This window comes from Streptomyces sp. NPDC033180 (assembly GCF_055577645.1).
Genome location: NZ_JBVIPU010000001.1, coordinates 889,061 through 910,163 on the forward strand (window position 1 = coordinate 889,061; position 21,103 = coordinate 910,163).

Annotated in this window: 21 protein-coding genes; 10 read left to right on the top strand and 11 right to left on the bottom strand. The window is 69.6% G+C overall.

Translation table 11 applies throughout. The features are described 5' to 3' along the window. Window positions 1–198: 198 nt before the first annotated feature. The 3 genes from ppdK to ACZ5WE_RS04070 all read right to left on the bottom strand — a co-directional run bounded on the left by ppdK (window position 199) and on the right by ACZ5WE_RS04070 (window position 5,574). On the bottom strand, window positions 199–2,952 hold the full coding sequence (ppdK, locus tag ACZ5WE_RS04060; protein ID WP_467687720.1) for a pyruvate, phosphate dikinase: 2,754 nt from the start codon (window positions 2,950–2,952) through the stop codon (window positions 199–201). 513 nt (window positions 2,953–3,465) lie between these two features. After that, window positions 3,466–4,596, bottom strand: a complete 1,131-nt coding sequence (gene dusB / locus ACZ5WE_RS04065) for a tRNA dihydrouridine synthase DusB (protein ID WP_467687718.1) — start codon at window positions 4,594–4,596, stop codon at window positions 3,466–3,468. 60 nt (window positions 4,597–4,656) lie between these two features. Then, entirely contained in the window at window positions 4,657–5,574 is a 918-nt protein-coding gene (locus tag ACZ5WE_RS04070) for a helix-turn-helix transcriptional regulator (protein WP_467687716.1), read from the bottom strand. A gap of 112 nt (window positions 5,575–5,686) precedes the next feature. On the opposite strand from ACZ5WE_RS04070, the gene ACZ5WE_RS04075 reads away from it, so the two are divergent. The 5 genes from ACZ5WE_RS04075 to ACZ5WE_RS04095 all read left to right on the top strand — a co-directional run bounded on the left by ACZ5WE_RS04075 (window position 5,687) and on the right by ACZ5WE_RS04095 (window position 10,932). After that, a complete protein-coding gene (locus tag ACZ5WE_RS04075; protein ID WP_467687714.1) occupies window positions 5,687–7,156 on the top strand; it encodes an MFS transporter in 1,470 nt (489 codons plus the stop codon). Between the two features lie 78 nt (window positions 7,157–7,234). After that, complete coding sequence (locus ACZ5WE_RS04080; RefSeq protein ID WP_467687712.1) at window positions 7,235–8,716, top strand: MFS transporter; 1,482 nt, start codon at window positions 7,235–7,237, stop codon at window positions 8,714–8,716. Between the two features lie 325 nt (window positions 8,717–9,041). Further along, a complete protein-coding gene (locus ACZ5WE_RS04085; RefSeq protein WP_467687710.1) occupies window positions 9,042–9,470 on the top strand; it encodes a protein-tyrosine phosphatase family protein in 429 nt (142 codons plus the stop codon). A 105-nt stretch (window positions 9,471–9,575) separates the two neighbouring features. Continuing rightward, window positions 9,576–10,166 (top strand): TetR/AcrR family transcriptional regulator, encoded by a 591-nt coding sequence (locus ACZ5WE_RS04090; RefSeq protein ID WP_467687708.1) that lies wholly within the window; start codon window positions 9,576–9,578, stop codon window positions 10,164–10,166. 25 nt (window positions 10,167–10,191) lie between these two features. Further along, the gene (locus ACZ5WE_RS04095) at window positions 10,192–10,932 is read left to right on the top strand and encodes an alpha/beta fold hydrolase (RefSeq protein WP_467687706.1); all 741 of its coding nucleotides are present in this window, start codon (window positions 10,192–10,194) and stop codon (window positions 10,930–10,932) included. Between the two features lie 3 nt (window positions 10,933–10,935). Here ACZ5WE_RS04095 and ACZ5WE_RS04100 read toward each other — a convergent pair whose 3' ends face one another. Both ACZ5WE_RS04100 and ACZ5WE_RS04105 read right to left on the bottom strand, forming a co-directional pair. Then, window positions 10,936–11,142 (bottom strand): hypothetical protein, encoded by a 207-nt coding sequence (locus ACZ5WE_RS04100; RefSeq protein WP_467687704.1) that lies wholly within the window; start codon window positions 11,140–11,142, stop codon window positions 10,936–10,938. A 95-nt stretch (window positions 11,143–11,237) separates the two neighbouring features. Further along, window positions 11,238–12,617 carry a glycine--tRNA ligase gene (locus tag ACZ5WE_RS04105; protein ID WP_467687703.1) on the bottom strand — a complete coding sequence of 460 codons (1,380 nt, stop codon included), beginning with the start codon at window positions 12,615–12,617 and terminating at the stop codon, window positions 11,238–11,240. 144 nt (window positions 12,618–12,761) lie between these two features. Here ACZ5WE_RS04105 and ACZ5WE_RS04110 point away from each other — a divergent pair, with 144 nt between their 5' ends. The 4 genes from ACZ5WE_RS04110 (at window position 12,762) to ACZ5WE_RS04125 (ending at window position 15,944) form a co-directional block, all read left to right on the top strand. Further along, complete coding sequence (locus tag ACZ5WE_RS04110; RefSeq protein ID WP_467687701.1) at window positions 12,762–13,730, top strand: metal ABC transporter substrate-binding protein; 969 nt, start codon at window positions 12,762–12,764, stop codon at window positions 13,728–13,730. A 32-nt stretch (window positions 13,731–13,762) separates the two neighbouring features. Further along, window positions 13,763–14,554: a metal ABC transporter ATP-binding protein gene (locus tag ACZ5WE_RS04115; protein ID WP_467687699.1), complete on the top strand. Its 792-nt coding sequence runs from the start codon at window positions 13,763–13,765 to the stop codon at window positions 14,552–14,554. 2 nt (window positions 14,555–14,556) lie between these two features. Beyond that, window positions 14,557–15,450, top strand: coding sequence for a metal ABC transporter permease (locus tag ACZ5WE_RS04120; protein WP_467687904.1), 894 nt, complete (start codon window positions 14,557–14,559; stop codon window positions 15,448–15,450). 80 nt (window positions 15,451–15,530) lie between these two features. Continuing rightward, the gene (locus ACZ5WE_RS04125; RefSeq protein WP_467687697.1) at window positions 15,531–15,944 is read left to right on the top strand and encodes a Fur family transcriptional regulator; all 414 of its coding nucleotides are present in this window, start codon (window positions 15,531–15,533) and stop codon (window positions 15,942–15,944) included. 65 nt (window positions 15,945–16,009) lie between these two features. On the opposite strand, the gene ACZ5WE_RS04130 is transcribed toward ACZ5WE_RS04125, so the two are convergent. The 3 genes from ACZ5WE_RS04130 to ACZ5WE_RS04140 all read right to left on the bottom strand — a co-directional run bounded on the left by ACZ5WE_RS04130 (window position 16,010) and on the right by ACZ5WE_RS04140 (window position 19,186). After that, window positions 16,010–16,831, bottom strand: a complete 822-nt coding sequence (locus tag ACZ5WE_RS04130; RefSeq protein WP_467687696.1) for an isoprenyl transferase — start codon at window positions 16,829–16,831, stop codon at window positions 16,010–16,012. Between the two features lie 75 nt (window positions 16,832–16,906). Continuing rightward, window positions 16,907–17,659, bottom strand: a complete 753-nt coding sequence (recO, locus tag ACZ5WE_RS04135) for a DNA repair protein RecO (protein ID WP_467687694.1) — start codon at window positions 17,657–17,659, stop codon at window positions 16,907–16,909. A 54-nt stretch (window positions 17,660–17,713) separates the two neighbouring features. Continuing rightward, a complete protein-coding gene (locus tag ACZ5WE_RS04140; protein WP_467687903.1) occupies window positions 17,714–19,186 on the bottom strand; it encodes a membrane-associated oxidoreductase in 1,473 nt (490 codons plus the stop codon). A 106-nt stretch (window positions 19,187–19,292) separates the two neighbouring features. Here ACZ5WE_RS04140 and ACZ5WE_RS04145 point away from each other — a divergent pair, with 106 nt between their 5' ends. Beyond that, entirely contained in the window at window positions 19,293–19,970 is a 678-nt protein-coding gene (locus tag ACZ5WE_RS04145) for an AIM24 family protein (RefSeq protein ID WP_467687692.1), read from the top strand. Here ACZ5WE_RS04145 and ACZ5WE_RS04150 read toward each other — a convergent pair. Genes ACZ5WE_RS04150 through ACZ5WE_RS04160 form a run of 3 tightly spaced genes read right to left on the bottom strand, consistent with a single transcriptional unit; the run spans window position 19,967 to window position 21,086 of the window. Further along, the gene (locus tag ACZ5WE_RS04150) at window positions 19,967–20,596 is read right to left on the bottom strand and encodes a DUF1266 domain-containing protein (RefSeq protein WP_467687690.1); all 630 of its coding nucleotides are present in this window, start codon (window positions 20,594–20,596) and stop codon (window positions 19,967–19,969) included. The two genes, ACZ5WE_RS04145 and ACZ5WE_RS04150, sit on opposite strands and share 4 nt — an antisense overlap. A 35-nt stretch (window positions 20,597–20,631) precedes the next feature. Next, the gene (locus ACZ5WE_RS04155) at window positions 20,632–20,853 is read right to left on the bottom strand and encodes a hypothetical protein (protein WP_467687688.1); all 222 of its coding nucleotides are present in this window, start codon (window positions 20,851–20,853) and stop codon (window positions 20,632–20,634) included. Beyond that, complete coding sequence (locus ACZ5WE_RS04160) at window positions 20,850–21,086, bottom strand: hypothetical protein (RefSeq protein ID WP_467687687.1); 237 nt, start codon at window positions 21,084–21,086, stop codon at window positions 20,850–20,852. Before ACZ5WE_RS04160 ends, ACZ5WE_RS04155 begins: the two co-directional genes overlap by 4 nt. Window positions 21,087–21,103: the final 17 nt, after the last annotated feature.

Below are 21,103 nucleotides of genomic sequence, written 5' to 3' on the forward strand. Positions count from 1 at the left end.
TCAGCGACTTGGCTTGACCGCCTCCGCCGCTCAGCCCGAAGGGGCAGCACCCCCGCACAGGGTGCTGCCCCTTCTTGGTGAACCGGGTCCGTCCCCGCATCGGTGAGGGTCGGGGACACGAGGTCGGACCCGGAGTTCTACCGGTGGCCCGGGAGTACCCCCGGTGGCCCCGGAGTTCCACCGGGGCCCCGGTGAGACCTACCGGTGGTCGCTGCCCGCCGACTCCGACGCCGCGCGTCCCGCCTCCAGGCGGGCCACCGGGATCCGGAACGGGGAGCAGGAGACGTAGTCCAGGCCCACCTCGTGGAAGAAGTGCACGGACTCCGGGTCGCCGCCGTGCTCGCCGCAGACGCCGAGCTTCAGGTCGGGGCGGGTGGCGCGGCCGGCCTTGACCGCGTCCTTCACCAGCTTGCCCACGCCGTCCTTGTCGATGGTCTCGAAGGGGGAGACACCGAAGATGCCCTTCTCCAGGTACGCCGTGAAGAACGAAGCCTCCACGTCGTCGCGCGAGAAGCCCCAGACCGTCTGCGTGAGGTCGTTCGTGCCGAACGAGAAGAACTCGGCGGCCTCCGCGATCTGGTCCGCCGTGAGCGCGGCTCGCGGCAGCTCGATCATGGTGCCGAGCGCCAGCTTCAGTGCCACGCCCGTCGTCGCCTCGACCTCGGCGATGACCTGCTCGGCCTCCTCGCGGACGATCTCCAGCTCCTGGACCGTGCCGACGAGCGGAATCATGATCTCCGCACGCGGGTCGCCCTTGGCGTTCTTGCGCTCGGCCGCGGCCTCGGCGATCGCCCGTACCTGCATGGTGAACAGGCCGGGGATGACCAGGCCGAGGCGTACGCCGCGCAGGCCCAGCATCGGGTTCTGCTCGTGCAGGCGGTGCACGGCCTGCAGCAGGCGCAGGTCGTTCTCGTTGGCGTCCTTGCGGGACTCGGCGAGGGCCACCCGGACGGAGAGCTCGGTGATGTCCGGCAGGAACTCGTGCAGCGGCGGGTCCAGGAGGCGCACGGTGACCGGAAGGCCGTCCATCGCCTCGAAGAGCTCCACGAAGTCGCGCTTCTGGAGCGGCAGGAGCTCCTTGAGTGCTTCCTCGCGCTCGCCGTCCGCGTCGGCGAGGATCAGCCGCTCGACCATCTCCCGGCGCTCACCGAGGAACATGTGCTCGGTACGGCACAGGCCGATGCCCTGGGCGCCGAAGCGGCGGGCACGCAGCGCGTCTTCCGCGTTGTCCGCGTTGGCACGGACCCGCAGGCGGCGCACCCGGTCCGCGTACGCCATGATCCGGTGCACGGCGCCGACCAGCTCGTCGGCGTCGTCGGCACCCGCGTGCATGCGGCCCTCGAAGTACTCGACGACCGGCGAGGGGACCACGGGCACCTCGCCCAGGTAGACCTTGCCCGTCGAGCCGTCGATGGAGACGACGTCGCCCTCCTCGACGACCGTGCCGCCCACCGTCATGCGGCGCCGCTTGGTGTCGACCTCCAGGTCCTCGGCGCCGCAGACGCAGGTCTTGCCCATGCCGCGGGCGACGACGGCGGCGTGCGAGGTCTTGCCACCGCGGGAGGTGAGGATGCCCTCGCACGCGATCATGCCGTCGAGGTCGTCGGGGTTGGTCTCACGGCGGATGAGGATGACCTTCTCGCCGGAACGCGACCACTTGATGGCCGTGTACGAGTCGAAGACCGCCTTGCCGACCGCGGCACCGGGTGACGCGGCGATGCCCCGGCCGAGCTGCTCGACCTTCGCGGTGTCGTCGAAGCGCGGGAACATCAGCTGGGCGAGCTGGGCGCCGTTGACGCGCTGCAGCGCCTCGGCCTCGTCGATCAGGCCCTGGTCGACGAGCTGCGTCGCGATGCGGAAGGCGGCACCTGCGGTGCGCTTGCCGACGCGGGTCTGCAGCATCCACAGCTGGCCGCGCTCGATGGTGAACTCGATGTCGCACAGGTCCTTGTAGTGCGTTTCGAGGGTCTCCATGATCTGCATGAGCTGGTCGTACGACTTCTTGTCGATCTGCTCAAGATCAGCGAGCGGGACGGTGTTGCGGATGCCCGCCACCACGTCCTCGCCCTGCGCGTTCGTCAGGTAGTCGCCGTACACGCCCTGGTGGCCGCTGGCCGGGTCGCGGGTGAACGCGACGCCCGTGCCGGAGTCCGGGCCGAGGTTGCCGAAGACCATCGAGCAGATGTTGACCGCGGTGCCCAGGTCGCCGGGGATGCGCTCCTGGCGGCGGTAGAGCTTGGCGCGGTCGGTGTTCCACGACTCGAAGACCGAGCGGATCGCGAGGTCCATCTGCTCGCGCGGGTCCTGCGGGAAGTCGCGCCCCGCCTCGGTCTTGACGATCTTCTTGAACTTCGTGACCAGCTTCTTGAGGTCGCCGGCCTCCAGGTCGGTGTCGACCGTGACCTTCTTGGCGGCCTTGGCGGCCTCCAGGGCGTCCTCGAAGAGCTCGCCGTCGACGTCCAGGACGGTCTTGCCGAACATCTGGATGAGGCGGCGGTAGGAGTCCCAGGCGAAGCGGTCGTCGCCGGACTGCTTGGCGAGGCCCGTCACCGACTTGTCGGAGAGCCCGATGTTCAGGACGGTGTCCATCATGCCGGGCATCGAGAACTTGGCGCCCGAGCGGACCGAGACGAGCAGCGGGTCGTTGGCCTGACCGAGCTTCTTGCCCATGGTCTTCTCGAGGGCGTCGAGGTGCGCGCTCACCTCGTCGCGCAGCTCGACCGGCTCCTCGCCGCTGGCGAGGTAGGTCTTGCAGGCCTCGGTGGTGATCGTGAAGCCCGGAGGGACGGGCAGCCCGAGGTTGGTCATCTCGGCGAGGTTCGCGCCCTTCCCGCCGAGAAGGTCCTTGAGGTTCCTGTTGCCCTCGGTGAAGTCGTAAACGAACTTCACCGCCGCATCGCTCGCGTCGCTCGCGTCGTTCTGCGCTACGTGGGGATCTTTGTTTTCCGACACGGGTCTCGACTCCTCGAGGACTCGGTGGCTGCCCTGACGGCGAGGAACATACCCAGATCGAAGGCGCATGGGTACGTCCACTTGTGCGTCATACGGCTGTAACCACCCGTCCGCCAGTAGATCGAAAGTGACTCAGCGGTAGCTGGATAGGCGATCATCGATTCAACTCTTGAAGGCATGACGCCCGTAGACCCGGCGTTTTGCTCAGATGAGCGGGCTATTCTCAGATGTGAGTTCACCTCATGAATGATCGAGCAGTGGCACTGAGTGCCACCCCTTGGAGAAGTGCAGTCACCCTGATTCCGCTCATCTGAGCGCAGCGCCTATCAGAGGTGGCGAGAATCACGCCGTTTGAAGCGGCCGGATGTCAGCATCCGGACGCGTGGCGAGACGATTCGCGCACCGTTCGGACGCCGCTCACGCGCCGAACAGGGCAGGGAACGTCGACAAGGCGGCCCACGGCGCACCCCGACCGGGAAAGGTGTTCAGGCCAAATCTCGCACCGAAGGCGGTTCAGCCCCCGGACGTGTCCAGCTCCGCGTCCTCGCTGATGCCCGCGCAGTCGTAGGGATCCTTCAGCCAGCCGTCCGGCAGGACGACGCGATTGTTGCCCGAGGTGCGGCCTCGCGGACCGTCCGCTCCGGTCGGCCACCCCTGGTCGAGGTCCAACTCGCCCAGCCCGTCCTGGAGTTCGGCGAGGGAGGAGGTGATCGCGAGGCGCTTGCGCATCTCCGACCCGACCGCGAAGCCCTTCAAGTACCAGGCCACGTGCTTGCGGAAGTCGATGACACCGCGCGCCTCGTCGCCGATCCACTCGCCGAGGAGCGTCGCGTGCCGCAGCATGACGGCGGCTACCTCGCGCAGGTCCGGCGCCTTGGGCGTGCCCGTGCCCTCGAAGGCTGCCACCAGGTCGCCGAAGAGCCAGGGGCGGCCCAGGCAGCCGCGGCCCACGACGACCCCGTCGCAGCCGGTCTCCTCCATCATCCGTACCGCGTCGGCGGCCGACCAGATGTCGCCGTTGCCGAGGACCGGGATCTCCGGGACGTGCTCCTTGAGGCGCGCGATGGCGTCCCAGTCGGCGGTGCCGCCGTAGTGCTGGGCGGCGGTGCGGCCGTGCAGCGCGATCGCCGTGACGCCCTCCTCGACGGCGATGCGGCCCGCGTCGAGGAAGGTGATGTGCTCGTCGTTGATGCCCTTGCGCATCTTCATCGTGACGGGCAGGTCCCCGGCGCCGCTGACGGCCTCACGGAGGATCGCGCGAAGGAGCGGCCTCTTGTACGGGAGCGCGGAGCCGCCGCCCTTGCGGGTGACCTTGGGGACGGGGCAGCCGAAGTTCAGGTCGATGTGGTCGGCGAGGTTCTCCTCGGCGATCATGCGGACCGCCTTGCCGACCGTCGCCGGGTCGACGCCGTACAGCTGGATGGACCGGGGCTTCTCGGTCTCGTCGAAGTGGATCAGCTGCATGGTCTTCTCGTTGCGCTCGACCAGCGCCCGAGTCGTGATCATCTCGCTGACGAAGAGCCCCTTGCCGCCGCTGAACTCACGGCACAGCGTCCGGAACGGCGCGTTCGTGATGCCCGCCATGGGGGCGAGCACGACGGGCGGCCGCACGGCGTGCGGGCCGATCTGAAGCTGGGGCTCCATGGCGGGGGATTCCTCCGGGGCGAGCTGTGGGCGAGCTGTTCTGAAGCGTGGGCAGACCTCTTATTGTCCCTCATCCGCACGCGTGCCCTCACGAGTGCCGGCGCGACTGCCCACGCGCCCGGCCTTCACCAGGCGGTGCAGCTCCTCCGTGGCCGCCTGCGAGCGCGCGTCCGCCGGAACGTACGTCCCCACGCGCGGGCCCTCGGCCGGGCCGAGCCACAGCCCGTGGTACGTGAAGTGCAGCGGGCCCACCACCGAGTTGTTGAACCGTTTGGACTGGTCCACCGCCTGCATCACCTCGTGCCGCTCCCACAGTTCGCAGAAGGCGGGCGAGGCCTTGCGCATCCTCCTGAGCAGCGTCTTCCACGCCGGGTCCGCGAGATGCCCTGCCATCCGCGCCCGGAACCTCGCCACCATCCGGCGCATCGTCTCCTCCCGGTCCTCCATGGCGGCCTGCCAGGCGGGATGCGTGAAGGTCAGCCACATGCAGTTGCGGTCCTCGGGCGGCAGCACGTCGAGGTCGGTGAGCAGATTCCCGTACATCGCGTTGTGGGCGAGGATGTCGTAGCGGGCGTTCTGCACGCACGCCGGGTACGGCTCCAGCTGCTCGACGATCCGCAGCAGGCCCTGCGGGACCGACGCGATCTCGGCGGCCGGTGAGGGGTCGGCGGTGCCCGCCAGCTGGAAGAGGTGGGCGCGCTCACCGGCGTCCAGCATCAGGGCTCGGCACAGCGCGTCGAGGACCTGGGCCGAGACATGGATGGCGCGGCCCTGTTCGAGCCATGTGTACCAGGTGACGCCCACCGTGGAGAGGTGCGCGACCTCCTCGCGGCGCAGCCCCGGCGTGCGGCGGCGCGGGCCGCGGGGCAGCCCCGCCTGCTCGGGCGTGATGCGCTCGCGGCGGCTGCGCAAAAAGTCGGCGAGCTCGCTGCGGCGGATACGGTCGGGCTGCTGCCGCGTCGGCACTGCGGTGTCCATGGGACCAGCTTGCCCGCACGGCGACTGCCCGGCGACCCTGTTTCCAGGTAGTACAGGTACCAGGATAAAGAGACTCTGGTACCAGGCTCGCGATACGACGACTGTCGTACTCGTGAACCTCACCAACTCCACGGCCCACTCCAAGGCCCACGTCCTGAAGCCCACCACGCCGGGCGACCCGCCCGCGGCGGACGCCTCCCCCGCGCTGACCCCGCTCGGCCTCGTCACCATCCTGCTCGGCGCCGCGCTCCCGATGATCGACTTCTTCATCGTCAACGTCGCCCTGCCCAGCATCGAACACGACCTGCACGCGTCCCCCGCCACCCTGGAGATGGTCGTCGCCGGCTACGCCGTCGCGTACGCCGTGCTGCTCGTGCTCGGCGGGCGGCTCGGCGACACGTACGGGCGCCGCAGGCTCTTCCTCTGGGGCGTCGCCGCCTTCGGCGTGACCTCGCTGGCCTGCGGGCTCGCGCCCGGGGCCTGGTGGCTGGTGGGGGCGCGCGTCGCCCAGGGCGCGGCCTCCGCGCTGATGCTGCCGCAGGTCCTCGCCACCATCCACGCGACGACGCGGGGCGAGCGGCGCTCGAAGGCGGTCGCCCTCTACGGCTCGGTGGGTGGCATCTCCATCGTCCTCGGGCAGGTGCTCGGCGGCGTCCTGGTCTCCGCCGACCTGGCGGGCACCGGCTGGCGCGCGGTGTTCCTGGTGAACGCGCCCGTCGCGGTCGGCGCCCTGCTCTGCGCGGTGCGCTCGGTGCCGGACAGCCGGGCCGAGCAGCCCACCCGCAGCGACATCGGCGGCACGCTGCTGCTCGCCGCGTCCCTGATCGCGCTGCTGCTGCCCCTGACCGAGGGGCGGGCCGCGGGCTGGCCCCTGTGGTCGGTGCTCTCCCTGGTCGCCTCGCCGTTCCTGGCCTGGGCGTTCGCCCGCGTCGAACTGCGGGCCGAACGCACCGGCGGCAGCCCGCTGCTGCCCCCGTCGCTGCTGCGCGAGCCGGGCGTACGGATGGGGCTCACCATCGGCCTGCCCATCTTCACCGGCTTCGCCGGCTGGATGTTCGTCAGCGCGGTGACGCTCCAGCAGTGGCTGGGCTTCAGCCCCTTGAAGTCCGGGCTGACCCTGATCCCCATGGGCGTCGCGCAGTTCGCGGCGTCGATGCTCGCCCCGCGCCTGGTGACGCGGTTCGGCAGCCGCGCGATGACGCTGTGCGCGCTGGCCCACGGCACCGGCCTCGCGATCCTCGCCGTGACGGTGCTGTGGACTCCGTACGCCTCACTGAGCCCGCTCGTCCTCGCCCCCGGTCTCGCCCTGTGCGGCCTCGGCCAGGGCGTGCAGCTCGCCCTCTACTACCGCATCGTGCTGGCCGCGGTGCCGGCGTCACGGGCGGGCGCGGGCAGCGGCCTCGCGGCGACGGTCCAGCAGTCCTGCCTGGCCATCGGCGTCGCCACCCTCGGCTCGCTGTTCCTGGCCCTGGTGCCGGACCTGGGGATGCGCAACGCGTTCGCGACAGTCCTCGCGGTACAACTGGCGGGTCTGCTCGGCCTCGCCCTGCTGAGCCTGCGGCTGCCGCGGAGGCTGGGCTGAGGGCCCGCCCGGGGAGGGCGGGGACGTACGCCCCGCCCGCAGAAGCGACCCACAGCCGACCGCGTTACCGTCGAAGCCATGCCCCAGCAAGAGCTCACGCACCGCCGACGCATGCTCGTCCTCGCGATCTGCTGCATGAGCCTGCTCATCGTCAGCCTCGACAACACCGTCCTGAACGTCGCCCTGCCCACCATGGCGCGGGAGTTCGACACCAGCATCTCCGGCATGCAGTGGACGATCGACGCCTACACCCTCGTCCTCGCCGCGCTCCTCATGCTCGCGGGATCGACGGCGGACCGCGTGGGGCGCCGGAAGATCTTCAAGGTCGGCCTGGTGATCTTCACGCTCGCCTCCGTGGCGTGTTCCCTCGCGCCCAACCTGGAGTCCCTCGTGGCGTTCCGCATGGCGCAGGCCGTCGGCGGCTCCATGCTCAACCCGGTCGCGATGTCGATCATCACCAACACCTTCACCGAGCCCCGCGAGCGCGCCCGCGCCATCGGCGTCTGGGGCGGCGTCGTCGGCATCTCCATGGCGGCGGGCCCGCTGGTGGGCGGCCTTCTGGTGGACTCCGTCGGCTGGCGCTCGATCTTCTGGATCAACCTGCCGGTCGGCCTCGCGGCGCTGCTCCTCACCATCCGGTACGTCCCCGAGTCCCGCGCCCCCAAGCCGCGCCGCCCCGACCCCGTGGGCCAGCTTCTGGTGATGGTGCTGCTCGGCGCCCTGACGTTCGCGATCATCGAGGCGCCGACGGCGGGCTGGACCTCGCCGCTGATCATCGCGTTCGCGGGAGCCGCGCTACTGGCCCTCCTCGGCCTGCTCGCCTATGAGCCGCACCGGGCGGACCCCCTCATCGACCTGCGCTTCTTCCGCTCGGCGCCGTTCAGCGGGGCGACGGTGATCGCGGTCTGCGCCTTCGCCGCGCTGGGCGGATTCCTGTTCCTGTCCACGCTCTACCTCCAGAACGTACGCGGCCTCAACGCCCTTGACGCGGGCGTGTGGATGCTGCCGATGGCCGCGATGACGCTGATCTGCGCCCCGCTGTCCGGCCGCCTGGTCGGCAGCCGGGGCCCGCGGCTGCCGCTCCTGGTCGCGGGGGTCGCGATGACGACGTCCGGAGTCCTCTTCGCCGCCTTCGACGCGGAGACCACGAACGTGACGCTCTTCATCGGCTACGTCCTCTTCGGCCTCGGCTTCGGCTTCGTGAACGCCCCCATCACGAACACCGCCGTCTCCGGAATGCCCCGCTCCCAGGCGGGCGTCGCCGCCGCCGTCGCCTCCACGAGCCGCCAGATCGGCCAGACCCTCGGCGTCGCGGTCATCGGCGCGGTCCTCGCGTCGGGGGTGGGCTCCTCGTCGTACGCGGCCACCTTCACCGAGGCGAGCCGCCCCGCCTGGTGGATCATCGCGAGCTGCGGCCTGGCGGTCCTGCTCGTCGGGGCGCTGACCAGCGGCCCCTGGGCGACTCGGACGGCTCGGCGGACAGCGGAACGCCTGGAGGCCGGGCCGCAGGGACCGCTTGCGGATACGGCACGTTCGGATCGAAGCTCAGCGCGACCTTGAGCCGGACGCTCGCCGTCCCACTGGTCCGTATCGAAGTGCGCGACAGCGGCGGGGGGCGGCGTCCAGCGGTAGCTCTTGGGGGAGTTGAGGATTCCGGGGGGCAGAGCGCTGAGGGCTGAGGGCTGAGGGCTGAGGGCTGAAGGCAGAGCCTTGGGACAGCCCTCGCCGACGAAGTCGGCGTCACAACCACAGCGCGCCCGCCCGGCAAGACGGAGTGGGTGATCTTCAAGACCGCCGCCACTGGGGAGGTGGATACGAAAATTTCCCACGCCCCAGCCCAACTGACACCGGCGACCGGCCCGAACGTCGGGACTACGCTCGCGCCGTGACCACTACTTGGGAATCGACTGCATCAGGCGTCCTGCGACTCCCGTCCGGTCGACTGATCCGCGGCCGGGGGCTGCGCCACCCCCTTCCGGGCGGCCCGACGCCCGACTTCGCGCTGTACCTCCTGGGCAAGGAGCCGCCCACCGTCGAGTGGGAGTCCCGCTGGTTGCGCTGGCCCGACTTCCGGCTGCCGGCAGACCCCGTCGCGACGACCACCGCTCTGCGCGAGGCGCTGGAGCGGGCCGGCGCGGAGCGGGTCGAGGTGGCGTGCGGTGGTGGACGGGGGCGCACAGGGACGGCGCTGGCGTGCATAGCGGTACTGGACGGGGTGCCGGGCACGGAGGCCGTGGCCTACGTGCGGGAGCACTACGCACCACGGGCGGTGGAGACGCCGTGGCAGCGGAGGTTCGTGAGGCGCTTCGGCTGACGCCGGGGCGGGGCCTGGCCGAGGCGCACGGGTGCGCGTTATCCGGAGGCACAGATGGCGCACCTCGACAGCGAGCACTGATCGACCCCGGGTACGGTCACTGTCATGGCCACCGGCACCCTCGCCCCTGAGCGCATCCTCGAAGCCACGGAGGACATGCTGCGCCGCCATGGCGCGGCGAAGGCCACGGTCGTGGACGTGGCCCGCGCGCTCGGGGTCAGCCATGGCACGGTCTACCGCCACTTCCGCACGAAGGCGGAGCTGCGCGAGGCGGTCACCAAGCGGTGGCTGGACCGTACGACGGGGGAGTTGGTGCTGATCCTCGAGGACCGGTCGGTCCCCTCCGAGGTCCGGCCGCGCCGCTGGTTCTCGGCACTCTTCGCGGCCAAGCGCCGCAAAGCGGGCGACGACCCGGAGCTGTTCTCCACGTACAAGGTGCTGCTCGTCGAGAGCAGTTCCGTCGTCGAGGCTCACATCGGTGAACTGGTCGCCCAGTTGGAGGTGATCATCGGAGAGGGCGTTCAGAACGGCGAGTTGACGCCTCCGCTCCCTGATCCGGCGCTGCTCGCCCGAGCAGTCTTCGACGCCACCAACCGTTTCCACGACCCGGCGTACGCGGCCGAATGGTCGAAGCCGAACATCGAGCCGGCCTTCACGGCAGTGGTCGACCTGGTCCTGCGCGGCCTGCGCCGCTAGCCCGCATTCCACCCCGGGGGGACTTATGACGGCACCGGATGCACCATCACCACCCATCGTCTTCGTGCACGGGACACGGTTCAGCGCGGGGCAGTGGAGTTCACAGCTCGCCGCGCTCCAGGAGGACTTCCCGGTAGCCGCTGTCGATCTGCCGGGCCACGGCGCCCGCTCCGCTCAGCCCTGGAGCCTGAACGCGGCGACGGAGATCATCGCCTCCGCGGTGGACTCGCTCGGCAGCGGACCGGCTCTGGTCGTCGGGCACTCGCTCGGCGGATACGCCTCTCTGGAGTTCGCGCGGCGCTGCCCCGAACAGCTGCGGGGGCTGGTCCTCGCCGGGGCCAGCGCCTCAACGCGTGGCTCGTGGGCGACGCCGTATCGCTGGGTCGCCGGTCTCGTTCCACGCCTGCCGGCAGACCGGCTGGCCCGGTGGAACGACCGGTTGCTTCGCCGGCTCTATCCACCCGAGGTGGTGGAGGCGACCATCCGCGCCGGCTACGCGTTCCACACGCTTCCGGGCGCCTGGGGCGAGGTGTTGGGCCGTTTCGACGCGGGCTCGATGCGTCACGTGGCGTCCCCCGTGCTCATACTGAACGGCGAGAAGGACACCGTTTTCCGGTCCGGTGAGAGGGACTTCGCCCGCGCTCATCCGGACGCCCGCGTCGAGTTGATCCCGCGGGCAGGTCACCTCGCGAACTTCGACGACCCAGGTGCCTTCACCGATGCCGTGCGCCGCTTCGCCGGGCAGCCGCCGGCGCCCAGCCGGTAACAGTCACGGCACCGAGGGATCCACCGTGGCCTGATGCTCATCCGCCAGGTGTTCCTCCGCCTTCAGCCACGGCAGGAACTGCACCCTTTTTCCCCAGCCGCACGTGGCGCAGCTCAACTGGCGTTGGACGCCCGCCTTTTGCACGTGCACCACATGCTCGCGCCCGTGCTGGTCCCATCTGCTGACCTTGCTCGTGGTCATCGAAGGCATGGCGAACAGTGTGCAGCAGAAGGCCCCGGTTCCGTATGCGGAACCGGGGCCTTCTTTCAAGCTTCACTCAGCCGATGGCCGAGCGGGGCGGGATGTCAGCAGCCCACCAGGCGCGAAGCCAGGTAGCCCTCGATCTGGTCGAGGGAGACCCGCTCCTGCTTCATCGAGTCACGCTCGCGCACCGTGACCGCGTTGTCGTCCAGGGTGTCGAAGTCGACCGTCACGCAGTACGGCGTGCCGATCTCGTCCTGGCGGCGGTAGCGGCGGCCGATGGCGCCCGCGTCGTCGAAGTCGATGTTCCAGTTCTGGCGGAGGGCGGTGGCGAGGCCCTTGGCCTTCGGGGACAGCTCCGGGTTGCGAGACAGCGGCAGCACCGCGACCTTCACCGGCGCGATGCGGTGGTCGAAGCGCATGACCGTCCGCTTCTCCAGCTTGCCCTTGGCGTTCGGGGCCTCGTCCTCGATGTACGAGTCGAGGAGGAACGCCAGCATCGTGCGGCCGACGCCCGCCGCGGGCTCGATGACGTACGGCGTCCAGCGCTCCTGGGCCTCCTGGTCGAAGTAGGAGAGGTCCTGGCCGGAGGCCTTGGAGTGCGCGGAGAGGTCGTAGTCCGTGCGGTTGGCGACGCCCTCGAGCTCGCCCCACTCGCTGCCGCCGAAGCGGAAGCGGTACTCGATGTCAGCGGTGCGCTTGGAGTAGTGGGAGAGCTTCTCCTTCGGGTGCTCGAACCACCGCATGTTCTCCTCGCGCAGGCCCAGGCCGGTGTACCAGTTCCAGCGCTGCTCCATCCAGTACTCCTGCCACTTCTCGTCCTCGCCCGGCTTAACGAAGAACTCCATCTCCATCTGCTCGAACTCGCGGGTCCGGAAGATGAAGTTGCCGGGCGTGATCTCGTTGCGGAAGGACTTGCCCATCTGCGCGATGCCGAACGGCGGCTTCTTGCGCGAAGTCTGCTGGACCTGGGCGAAGTTGGTGAAGATGCCCTGCGCGGTCTCGGGGCGCAGGTAGGCGACGGAGCCGCTGTCCTGCGTGGGGCCGAGGTGCGTGGAGAGCATGCCGGAGAACTGCTTGGGCTCGGTGAACTGGCCCTTGGTGCCGCAGTTGGGGCAGTTGACGTCGGACAGGCTCTCGGGCGGACGGCCGTGCTTGGCCTCGTACGCCTCTTCCAGGTGGTCGGCGCGGTGGCGCTTGTGGCAGGAGAGGCACTCGGTCAACGGGTCGGAAAACGTCGCGACGTGACCCGAGGCCTGCCAGACCTCCGTGGCCAGGATCACCGACGAGTCGATACCGACGACGTCCTCGCGCGAAGTGACCATGTAGCGCCACCACTGGCGCTTGAGGTTCTCCTTGAGCTCGACGCCGAGCGGCCCGTAATCCCAGGCGGCACGCTGGCCGCCGTAGATCTCACTGCACGGGTAAACAAAGCCACGGCGCTTGCTCAGGCTGACGATGCTGTCGATCTTGTCGGCGGCCACGGTGCTCTCTTCATTACGACGGTGGGCGAAGCGAATGGTTCAGGTTACCGGCGGCCTTACCCCACTTATCAAATCGGTTCCGGTCGAGCTTCTTCCCACACCGCTAGTTGACAATCGTTTCCAGATTTGTTGAAAATGAGTGTCATGAACGTACGTCGCCTCATACCCACCGTCGCCGTCGCCTCCGCCACGGTTCTCGGGCTCACGGCTCTCTCCGCCTGCTCGTCCTCCAGCGCCGCGGACAAGAACGGTGACGGCAAGCTGAACGTGACCGCGTCGTTCTACCCCATGCAGTACCTCGCCCAGGAGATCGGCGGCGAGCACGTCTCCGTGGACACCCTGACCAAGCCGGGTGTCGAGCCGCACGACCTGGAGCTCAGCCCGCGGCAGACCGCCGAGCTGGGCGAATCGGACTTCATCCTCTACCTCAAGGGCATCCAGCCCGCCGTCGACGACGCCATCGGCCAGTCCGGTGTGCAGAACACCGTGGATGCCGCGGAGCTCACCCACCTGGAGAAGCACGGCACCGGGGTCGGCCACGACCACGGCCACGAAGGCGAAGAGCACGGGCACGACGAGGAAGGCGAAGCCGGTGCCGACCCGCACATCTGGCTCGACCCGGTGAAGTACGCCGAGGTCGCCGAGGGCGTCGGCAAGGCGATGGAGAAGGCCGACCCCGACCACGCGGCGGCGTACAAGAAGAACACGAACGCCCTGGTCAAGAAGCTGGGCGCCCTGAACACGAAGTTCGAGGGCGGCCTGAAGGACACCGAGAGCAAGACCTTCATCACCACGCACTCCGCCTTCGGCTACCTCGCCGAGCGCTACGGCCTGGACCAGGAGTCCATCGCCGGTGTCGACCCCGAGTCGGACCCGAGTCCCGCCCGCATCAAGGAGCTCCAGGACATCGCGGAGAAGGACGGCGTCTCCACGGTGTTCTTCGAGGCCCTCGCCAGCGACAAGACCGCCAGGACCCTCGCGAACGACGCGGGCCTGAAGACGGACGTCCTCGACCCCCTGGAGGGAATCACGGACAAGTCCAAGGGCGATGACTACATCGGGGTCATGGAGTCCAACCTCGCCGCGCTGCAGAAGGCTCTCGGCGCGAAGTGAAACCGCCAGCAGCAGCATCGGAGGCACCCGCGATGGAAGCCAGCCAGCCCGTATCGCCCGTCATATCCGTGCGGTCGGCCACGGCCACCCTCGGCGCGCGCCCGGTGCTGCGCGGCATCGATCTCACCGTCGGGCGCGGTGAGGTCGTCGCCCTGCTCGGCGCGAACGGCTCGGGCAAGTCCACCGCCGTGCGCTCCGTGATCGGCCAAGTCCCCCTCACCAGCGGTGACATCAGCCTCTTCGGCACCCCCCTGAAGCGCTTCAGGCAGTGGGCCCGCATCGGCTACGTACCGCAGCGCACGACGGCGGCCAGCGGCGTCCCCGCGACGATCCGCGAGGTCGTGTCGGCAGGACGTCTCTCGCGTACGAAGCTGTCGAAGCTCGGCTGGACGACGAAGGCCGACCGCGCGGCTGTCGACCGGGCCATCGGGCTCGTCGGCCTCGGCGACCGCGCCAGGGACTCCGTGAGCGCCCTGTCCGGCGGCCAGCACCAGCGCGTGCTCATCGCCCGCGCGCTCGCGTCCGAGCCCGAGCTGCTGATCATGGACGAGCCGATGGCGGGCGTCGACCTGGCGAGCCAGGAGATCCTCGCGCAGACCCTGCGCGAGCAGGTCGCGGCCGGCACGACGGTCCTGCTCGTGCTGCACGAGCTGGGGGCTCTTGAGCCGCTGATCGACCGCGCGATCGTGCTGCGCGACGGCTGCGTGACCCATGACGGGCCGCCGCCCAAGGCCACGGGCCAGCACGCGTTGCCCGGCCACGACCACGTACATCCGCACTCGGCCGATGAGCACGAGCCGATCCGCACGGGACTGCTGACCTGATGATGGAAATCTTCCAGACCGAATTCATGCAGCGGGCGCTGATCGCCGCCGTCCTCGTCGGCATCACGGCCCCCGCCATCGGCATCTACCTCGTCCAGCGCCGCCAGGCCCTGATGGGCGACGGCATCGGCCACATCGCGATGACCGGCGTCGGCCTCGGCTTCCTGCTCAACTCCAGCCCCGTGTGGATGGCGACGCTGATCGCCGTCGTCGGCGCGGTGACGATGGAGCTGATCAGGGCGTACGGCAAGACGCGCGGCGACATCGCTCTGGCGATGCTCTTCTACGGCGGCATGGCGGGCGGTGTCCTGCTGATCAACCTCTCGGACACCGGCTCGAACGCGAACCTCTCCTCGTACCTCTTCGGCTCGCTCTCGACGGTCTCGGACTCCGACGTCACGGCGATCTGCCTGCTCGCCGCCTTTGTGGTCCTCGTCACGGTCGGCCTGCGCAAGCAGCTGTTCGCGGTGAGCCAGGACGAGGAGTTCGCGCGGGTCACGGGACTGCCCGTGCGGGCGCTGAACCTCCTCATCGCGGTCACCGCCGCCGTCACGGTCACCGTCGCGATGCGCGTCGTGGGGCTGCTCCTGGTGAGCGCGCTCATGGTGGTGCCGGTCGCGGCGGCCCAGCAGATCACCCGCTCGTTCAAGGTGACGTTCGTCCTGTCGGTGGTCATCGGCACCGCCGTGACGCTGTCCGGCACGGTCACGTCGTACTACCAGGACGTGCCGCCCGGAGCGACGATCGTCCTGATGGCGATCGGCGTCTTCGTCGTCCTGACGGCGCTCGCGACCCCGCTGGCCCGGCGGCGGGCTCGGGCCGTGGCCGCCACGGACGCGACCTGCACGGCGGACGTCCCGGAGGCGCGGCGTCCGGCGGACGAGGTCACCGTCTGAGAGCGAGCTGGCACAATGGCCCGACGGGATATGACAGATGTGCGGGCGATCGTGCGAGTTTTTCAGTTGAGGAGGCACCTGTGACAACGGCTGCGGGACCCCCAGTACGAGGCCGATCCACCCGTCAGCGAGCTGCGGTGGCGGCGGCCCTGGGCGAGGTGGACGAGTTCCGCAGTGCGCAGGACCTGCACGACATGCTCAAGCACAAGGGCGACTCGGTGGGCCTGACCACGGTCTACCGGACGCTGCAGTCCCTCGCCGACGCGGGCGAGGTCGACGTGCTGCGTACCGACGAGGGCGAGTCGGTCTACCGCCGCTGCTCCACCGGCGACCACCACCATCACCTGGTCTGCCGGGTGTGCGGCAAGGCGGTGGAGGTCGAGGGCCCGGCGGTCGAGAAGTGGGCCGAGTCGATCGCCTCCGAGCACGGGTATGTGAACGTGGCGCACACGGTCGAGATCTTCGGCACGTGCGCGGAGTGTGCGAGCAAGTAGAGCGGTACGCATACGTGAGGGCCCCCACCGTCAGCTCGACGGTGGGGGCCCTCACGTACGTAGGGCTAACTGTCGGCGATCTGCTGCTCGTTCGGGATCGCCCCGCCGAAGCGGCGGTCGCGTGAGGCGTATTCGAGGCAGGCACGCCACAGGTCACGGCGGTCGAAGTCCGGCCACAGTACGTCCTGGAACACCATCTCGGCGTAAGCGCTCTGCCAGAGGAGGTAGTTGGAGGTGCGCTGCTCGCCGCTCGGGCGCAGGAAGAGGTCGACGTCCGGCATGTCCGAGTAGTACAGGTACTTCGCGAAGGTCTTCTCGCTGACCTTGGAGGGGTCGAGCCGCCCCGCCTTCACGTCCTCGGCGAGCGCCTGCGCGGCGTCCGCGATCTCCGCCCGGCCGCCGTAGTTCATGCAGAAGTACAGGGTGAGTTTGTCGTTGCCCTTGGTCTGCTCCTGGGAGATCTCCAGCTCCCTGGCGACCGACTTCCACAGCTTGGGCATCCGGCCCACCCAGCGCACCCGGATACCGAGGTCGTCCAGCTGGTCGCGGGTCTTGCGGATGAAGTCGCGGTTGAAGTTCATCAGGAACTTCACCTCGTCCGGAGAACGCTTCCAGTTCTCGGTGGAGAAGGCGTAGAGCGAGATCGCCCCGACGCCCATCTCGATGCCGCCCTGCAGTACGTCGAGGACGCGCTCGGCACCGACCTTGTGCCCCTCGGTGCGGGGCAGGCCGCGCTCCTTGGCCCAGCGCCCGTTGCCGTCCATGACGATCGCCACGTGCTTGGGCACCAGCTCGCCGGGGATCTTCGGCGGTGTGGCGCCCGCGGGGTGCGGCTCGGGGGTCTTGTACTCACGGCGGGACCGTCCGAGGATTCCGCGTCGTGCCATGGGGGGCTCTCTCCTACCTAGCTGTTCTCTGTTACGTGGCCTGCGTGGTTCACGTGCTTCAGTGCTTCACGTGTTTCACGTGGTCTTCTCTACGTACCGCAATGAGCGGAGCCCGCGCTCCAAGTGCCAGTGCAGATAGGCGGAAACCAGCCCGCTGCCCTCCCTGACATGCCGCGCCTCGCACGCGTCCGCCGTCTCCCAGTCTCCGGTGAGCAGCGCGCCGAGCAGGCCGAGGGCTTCCATCGAGGGTACGACGCTGCCGGGCACCCGGCAGTCGACGCAGACGGAGCCGCCCGCGGCGACGGAGAAGAAGCGGTTCGGGCCCGGCATTCCGCACTTCGCGCAGGAGCTGAAGCTGGGTGCGTACCCGTTCACGGCGAGGGAGCGGAGCAGGAACGCGTCGAGGATGAGGTGGGGCTCGTGCTCGCCGTTGGCGAGGGTCCGCAGGCCGCCCACGAGCAGCAGATACTGCTGGACGGCGGGCTCCCCCTCATGGTCGGTGAAGCGCTCGGCGGTCTCCAGCATGGCCGTGCCGGCGGTGTAGCGCGCGTAGTCGGAGACGATCCCGCCACCGTACGGAGCGATGGTCTCACTCTGGGTGCACAACGGCAGGCCGCGCCCGATGAGTTCGCTGCCGCGTGCGAAGAACTGCACGTCGACGTGGGAGAAGGGTTCGAGTCGCGCCCCGAACTTGGACTTGGTCCGCCGCACACCACGGGCGACGGCGCGGACCCGCCCGTGGCTGCGGGTGAGCAGCGTGATGATGCGGTCCGCCTCACCCAGCTTCTGGGTGCGCAGCACGACGCCGTCATCACGGAACAGACTCATGGGCCCATTCTCGCGTACGGGGCCGACAGCCGTGGCCGGGGTGCCCGATCGCTCCTACTGCCGGCTGATGGCCCGCGTGACGCCCGCCGCGATGGTCGTGGCCAGGGTCCAGCCGGTGACGATCAGGGCGTACGACAGCGTCTGGTAGGCCCCTTCCGCGGCGTACGACTGCTCCTGGCCGAAGCCGATGATGGGGAGCAGCAGATCGAGTGTGTAGAAGAACGGGTCGAAGTCGGGTGCTTCGTCCGGCTTCAGGGCGCGGGGATGGTGCACGGTGTACGTCACGGAACCCACCAGGAGCAGCGAGGCCAGCCACAGGGCGGCGCGGCCCGGACGGAATCCGTAGCCGACGGTGGCGTCCTGGAGGTGGCCCCAGGCCCTCGCGTGGAGCGGCAGCGTCGTGCGGTGGCGGCGCAGCTTGGCGAGCTGCACCGTGCGGGCGGACGCGTCGTCGCCGATCCTGCGGTAGGCGGCGACAAGTTGCTCGTACGCGTACGGGACGTGGCCGTCGGTGTCACGTTCCAGGACCTGGAGCCAGCGCTCGGCAGGCTCGTGCGGGCCGAACCTGGCGTACGTCAGGCCGTCCAGGCGGACGCGGTCCGGCCACGTCTCCGGGGCTATGTACAGGAGGTCGAGTTGGCCGCCGCGCAGGGTGATGGTGCCCTCGACGGGTGCGGCCCGGTGCAGCCACAGCGCGCCCCCCACCAGGCCACTGACGCGCAGAGCCACGCCGCCCGGGTTGGAGAGACGGGCAGAGCCGAAGTTGAGCTGGCCGGGGATGCGGGCACCGGCCAGATTGACCCGACCCCGCGCGGTGAGCCGCATGGCGTGGAAATCGGTCCCGACGCTGAGGTTCGAGGCGTGCAGGGCCGTGCCGCCGGGGTTGTCGAGCACGGCGTCGTCGAAGGTGACGTTGCCCGCGACGACGGCACCCGCCAGGCGCACGAGACCATGAGCCGTGAAGCCCCCGTCCGCCTGCAGGGCGTCGTCGATGGTGACGCGGTTGAGCGCGAGGACGGGCTCGGTGAGTTCCGCGCCCTCCTCGCCCAGTTCCGCCCCGTCGAAGAACACCGCACCCGAGATCCTCGCCCCGCCGAGCCGGACGGGCCCTTTGACCCGGCACCCGGTCATGCGCAACGAGCCGTCGACGCGCAGGGCGACGGCGTGCAGGCCGGGCAGCACCGACCGGCCCAGGTACAGCTGCCTCAGCTGCGCCCCGTACAGGTCGGGTTCTTCGTCGAAGTAGCAGGCCCACAGATGGACGGGCCCCGCGACGTCCGCGTACTGAAGGTCGAGCCGTCCGCTGATCCGCGCCCCGGTGACCCTGAGTACCGGGGTCTCGCCCTCCTGGCGCGGCCCGTCGAGCAGCAGCGCACGGAGCACGTCGGCCCGCACGGTCCGTTCGGGCCCCCACTCCGCCCCTGACTCGGGGGTGTCCCCGCTCGACGCCCGGAAGTCGACGGTTCGGCCGCGCGGGAACGCCTCCCACACACGCCGCTCCGCGGGGGTCAGGTCATGGATCTCCATCGCCGCGACAATGACGCGGGCAGCTGTGGGTGTCAACTGACCATCCCTGAACGTAAGTTGCTCTCCGGCCCCTGACTCGCCCACCCACACCTGACAAACTGCCCCCATGAAGAGTGAGCTGTTCTCCACGGAGCACATGGCGCAGCAGTCCGTCGCCCCCGGGATGACCCTGCAGAACGCCAAGTCCATCAAGTACGCGGTCAACGGCGAGATGCACGCACGGCAGGGCGCGATGATCGCCTACCGCGGCGACCTTCAGTTCGAGCGCAAGGGCCAGGGCATGGGCGGCATGCTCAAGCGGGCGATGACCGGTGAGGGTCTGCCGCTGATGGCGGTGCGCGGCCAGGGCGAGGCGTGGTTCGCGCACGAGGCGCAGAACTGCTTCGTCGTCGACATCGAGCCGGGCGATGTCCTGACCGTCAACGGCCGCAACGTCCTGTGCTTCGACTCGACACTCTCGTACGAGATCAAGACGGTGAAGGGCGCGGGCGTCACGGGCGGCGGCCTCTTCAACAGCGTCTTCACGGGGTCCGGGCAGCTCGGCCTGGTCTGTGACGGCAACCCGCTGGTGATCCCGGTGTCGCCGCAGCAGCCGGTGTACGTCGACACGGACGCGGTGGTCGGCTGGACGGCGAACCTGGACACCACGCTGCACCGTTCGCAGTCCGTCGGCTCCATGATCAGGGGCGGTTCCGGCGAGGCGGTGCAGTTGCTGCTGCGGGGCGAGGGATACGTCATCGTGCGGCCGAGCGAGCTGACCCCGCAGAAGCCGCAGCAGCACTAGCGCCGGCGGGCGGGGCGGGCCCGGTCGGGGTGGCTGATCGCCTCCCAGGGGGCGAGGTTCCAAGGGCTGGCCCCGTTCGCCGGGTCCAGGAGTGCCTTCAGGTGGGCGTCGGAGACGGCCTGTGGCGCGGGGAAGTCCGCGTCCGCCGCCCCCTGGAGACTGTCCCGCCACACCTTCCTGCCGAGCAGATAGTGGTCGGCGTACTCCTGCCAGGAGGAGTACGTCCCCGCCACCGTCGGCACGACGTTCTTCAGCCGGGCCCAGGTGTCGGCCTCGCTCAGCATCCCGCAGGCGAAGCCGCGCCGTGAGATGTCCACGTAGAGCGCGATGTCCCAGGCCAGCGGTGCGACGCCGATGCGCTGCTGGGCCATGGCGCGATAGCCGGTGCTCGCGAGCCCGCTCAGGCGCCCGAGCAGCTGCTCGGGCGCGGTGATCTCCCACTGCTCGGCCAGCCACTTCCGCGCCTTGCCGTCGTCGATGCGGGTGAACGGATACAGGGTCGTCCGGGATGCGTCCTTGTCCCGGCTGACCGGCGCGCTCAGCGACACCATCCAGAGCTGGTGCATGGTGAGCGGTGTCGGGTACTTGGACTCGACCTTGGGCTTGCCCCACTTCCATATGGCCATGCGCCCGCACCTTACGTCACGGGACTTCGCCTACGTCACGGCACTTCGCCCCGGCTTCGTGCGTTCGCATAGGCGGTCGCGGCCCGTAGCCGCTCCGAAGTGGTGGCTGTCCGCAGCGCGTCCGGCGCGCAGTCCCACTCCCGCCCGCCACCGAAGGGGCGGAGCTGGACATAAGGCCCTTCGTGACCCATGACCCTGCCCACCTGTCCGGTGCGGGTATCCACGGCATAGGCACCGACCGGCAGATACGGAGTCATCCAGCCCCTCCGCCTTCGCCACGTGGCAGGGCCGCGACGAGACGCGCCCCCGCCTCGACGGAACATCCGCCCAATTCGATGAGCGGGCAGGGGGCTTCGCGGGCCCAGGATGTGGGGTCGATCCGCAATGAGGGCAGAATAATTCCGGCCCGTGCGAGTGCGGCGCGCAATTCTTTCACGGTCTCCTCCGCTTCTTCGACGCATAGCGCCGAGTGCGCCTTGCTATCAGCCATGACGTGGCTCCCCTTTC

Bases quoted from the DNA above. Each gene is read 5' to 3' on its own strand.
- ACZ5WE_RS04100 (WP_467687704.1), bottom strand. From the start codon at position 11,142: ATGCCTTCGATGACCACGAGCAAGGTCAGCAGATGGGACCAGCACGGG.
- ACZ5WE_RS04155 (WP_467687688.1), bottom strand. From the start codon at position 20,853: ATGACTCCGTATCTGCCGGTCGGTGCCTATGCCGTGGATACCCGCACC.
- ACZ5WE_RS04115 (WP_467687699.1), top strand. From the start codon at position 13,763: ATGGAAGCCAGCCAGCCCGTATCGCCCGTCATATCCGTGCGGTCGGCC.
- ACZ5WE_RS04090 (WP_467687708.1), top strand. From the start codon at position 9,576: ATGGCCACCGGCACCCTCGCCCCTGAGCGCATCCTCGAAGCCACGGAG.
- ACZ5WE_RS04140 (WP_467687903.1), bottom strand. From the start codon at position 19,186: ATGGAGATCCATGACCTGACCCCCGCGGAGCGGCGTGTGTGGGAGGCG.
- ACZ5WE_RS04110 (WP_467687701.1), top strand. From the start codon at position 12,762: ATGAACGTACGTCGCCTCATACCCACCGTCGCCGTCGCCTCCGCCACG.
- ACZ5WE_RS04160 (WP_467687687.1), bottom strand. From the start codon at position 21,086: ATGGCTGATAGCAAGGCGCACTCGGCGCTATGCGTCGAAGAAGCGGAG.
- ACZ5WE_RS04145 (WP_467687692.1), top strand. From the start codon at position 19,293: ATGAAGAGTGAGCTGTTCTCCACGGAGCACATGGCGCAGCAGTCCGTC.
- ACZ5WE_RS04130 (WP_467687696.1), bottom strand. From the start codon at position 16,831: ATGGCACGACGCGGAATCCTCGGACGGTCCCGCCGTGAGTACAAGACC.
- ACZ5WE_RS04150 (WP_467687690.1), bottom strand. From the start codon at position 20,596: ATGGCCATATGGAAGTGGGGCAAGCCCAAGGTCGAGTCCAAGTACCCG.
- ACZ5WE_RS04120 (WP_467687904.1), top strand. From the start codon at position 14,557: ATGGAAATCTTCCAGACCGAATTCATGCAGCGGGCGCTGATCGCCGCC.
- ACZ5WE_RS04095 (WP_467687706.1), top strand. From the start codon at position 10,192: ATGACGGCACCGGATGCACCATCACCACCCATCGTCTTCGTGCACGGG.
- recO (WP_467687694.1), bottom strand. From the start codon at position 17,659: ATGAGTCTGTTCCGTGATGACGGCGTCGTGCTGCGCACCCAGAAGCTG.
- ACZ5WE_RS04070 (WP_467687716.1), bottom strand. From the start codon at position 5,574: ATGGACACCGCAGTGCCGACGCGGCAGCAGCCCGACCGTATCCGCCGC.
- dusB (WP_467687718.1), bottom strand. From the start codon at position 4,596: ATGGAGCCCCAGCTTCAGATCGGCCCGCACGCCGTGCGGCCGCCCGTC.
- ACZ5WE_RS04080 (WP_467687712.1), top strand. From the start codon at position 7,235: ATGCCCCAGCAAGAGCTCACGCACCGCCGACGCATGCTCGTCCTCGCG.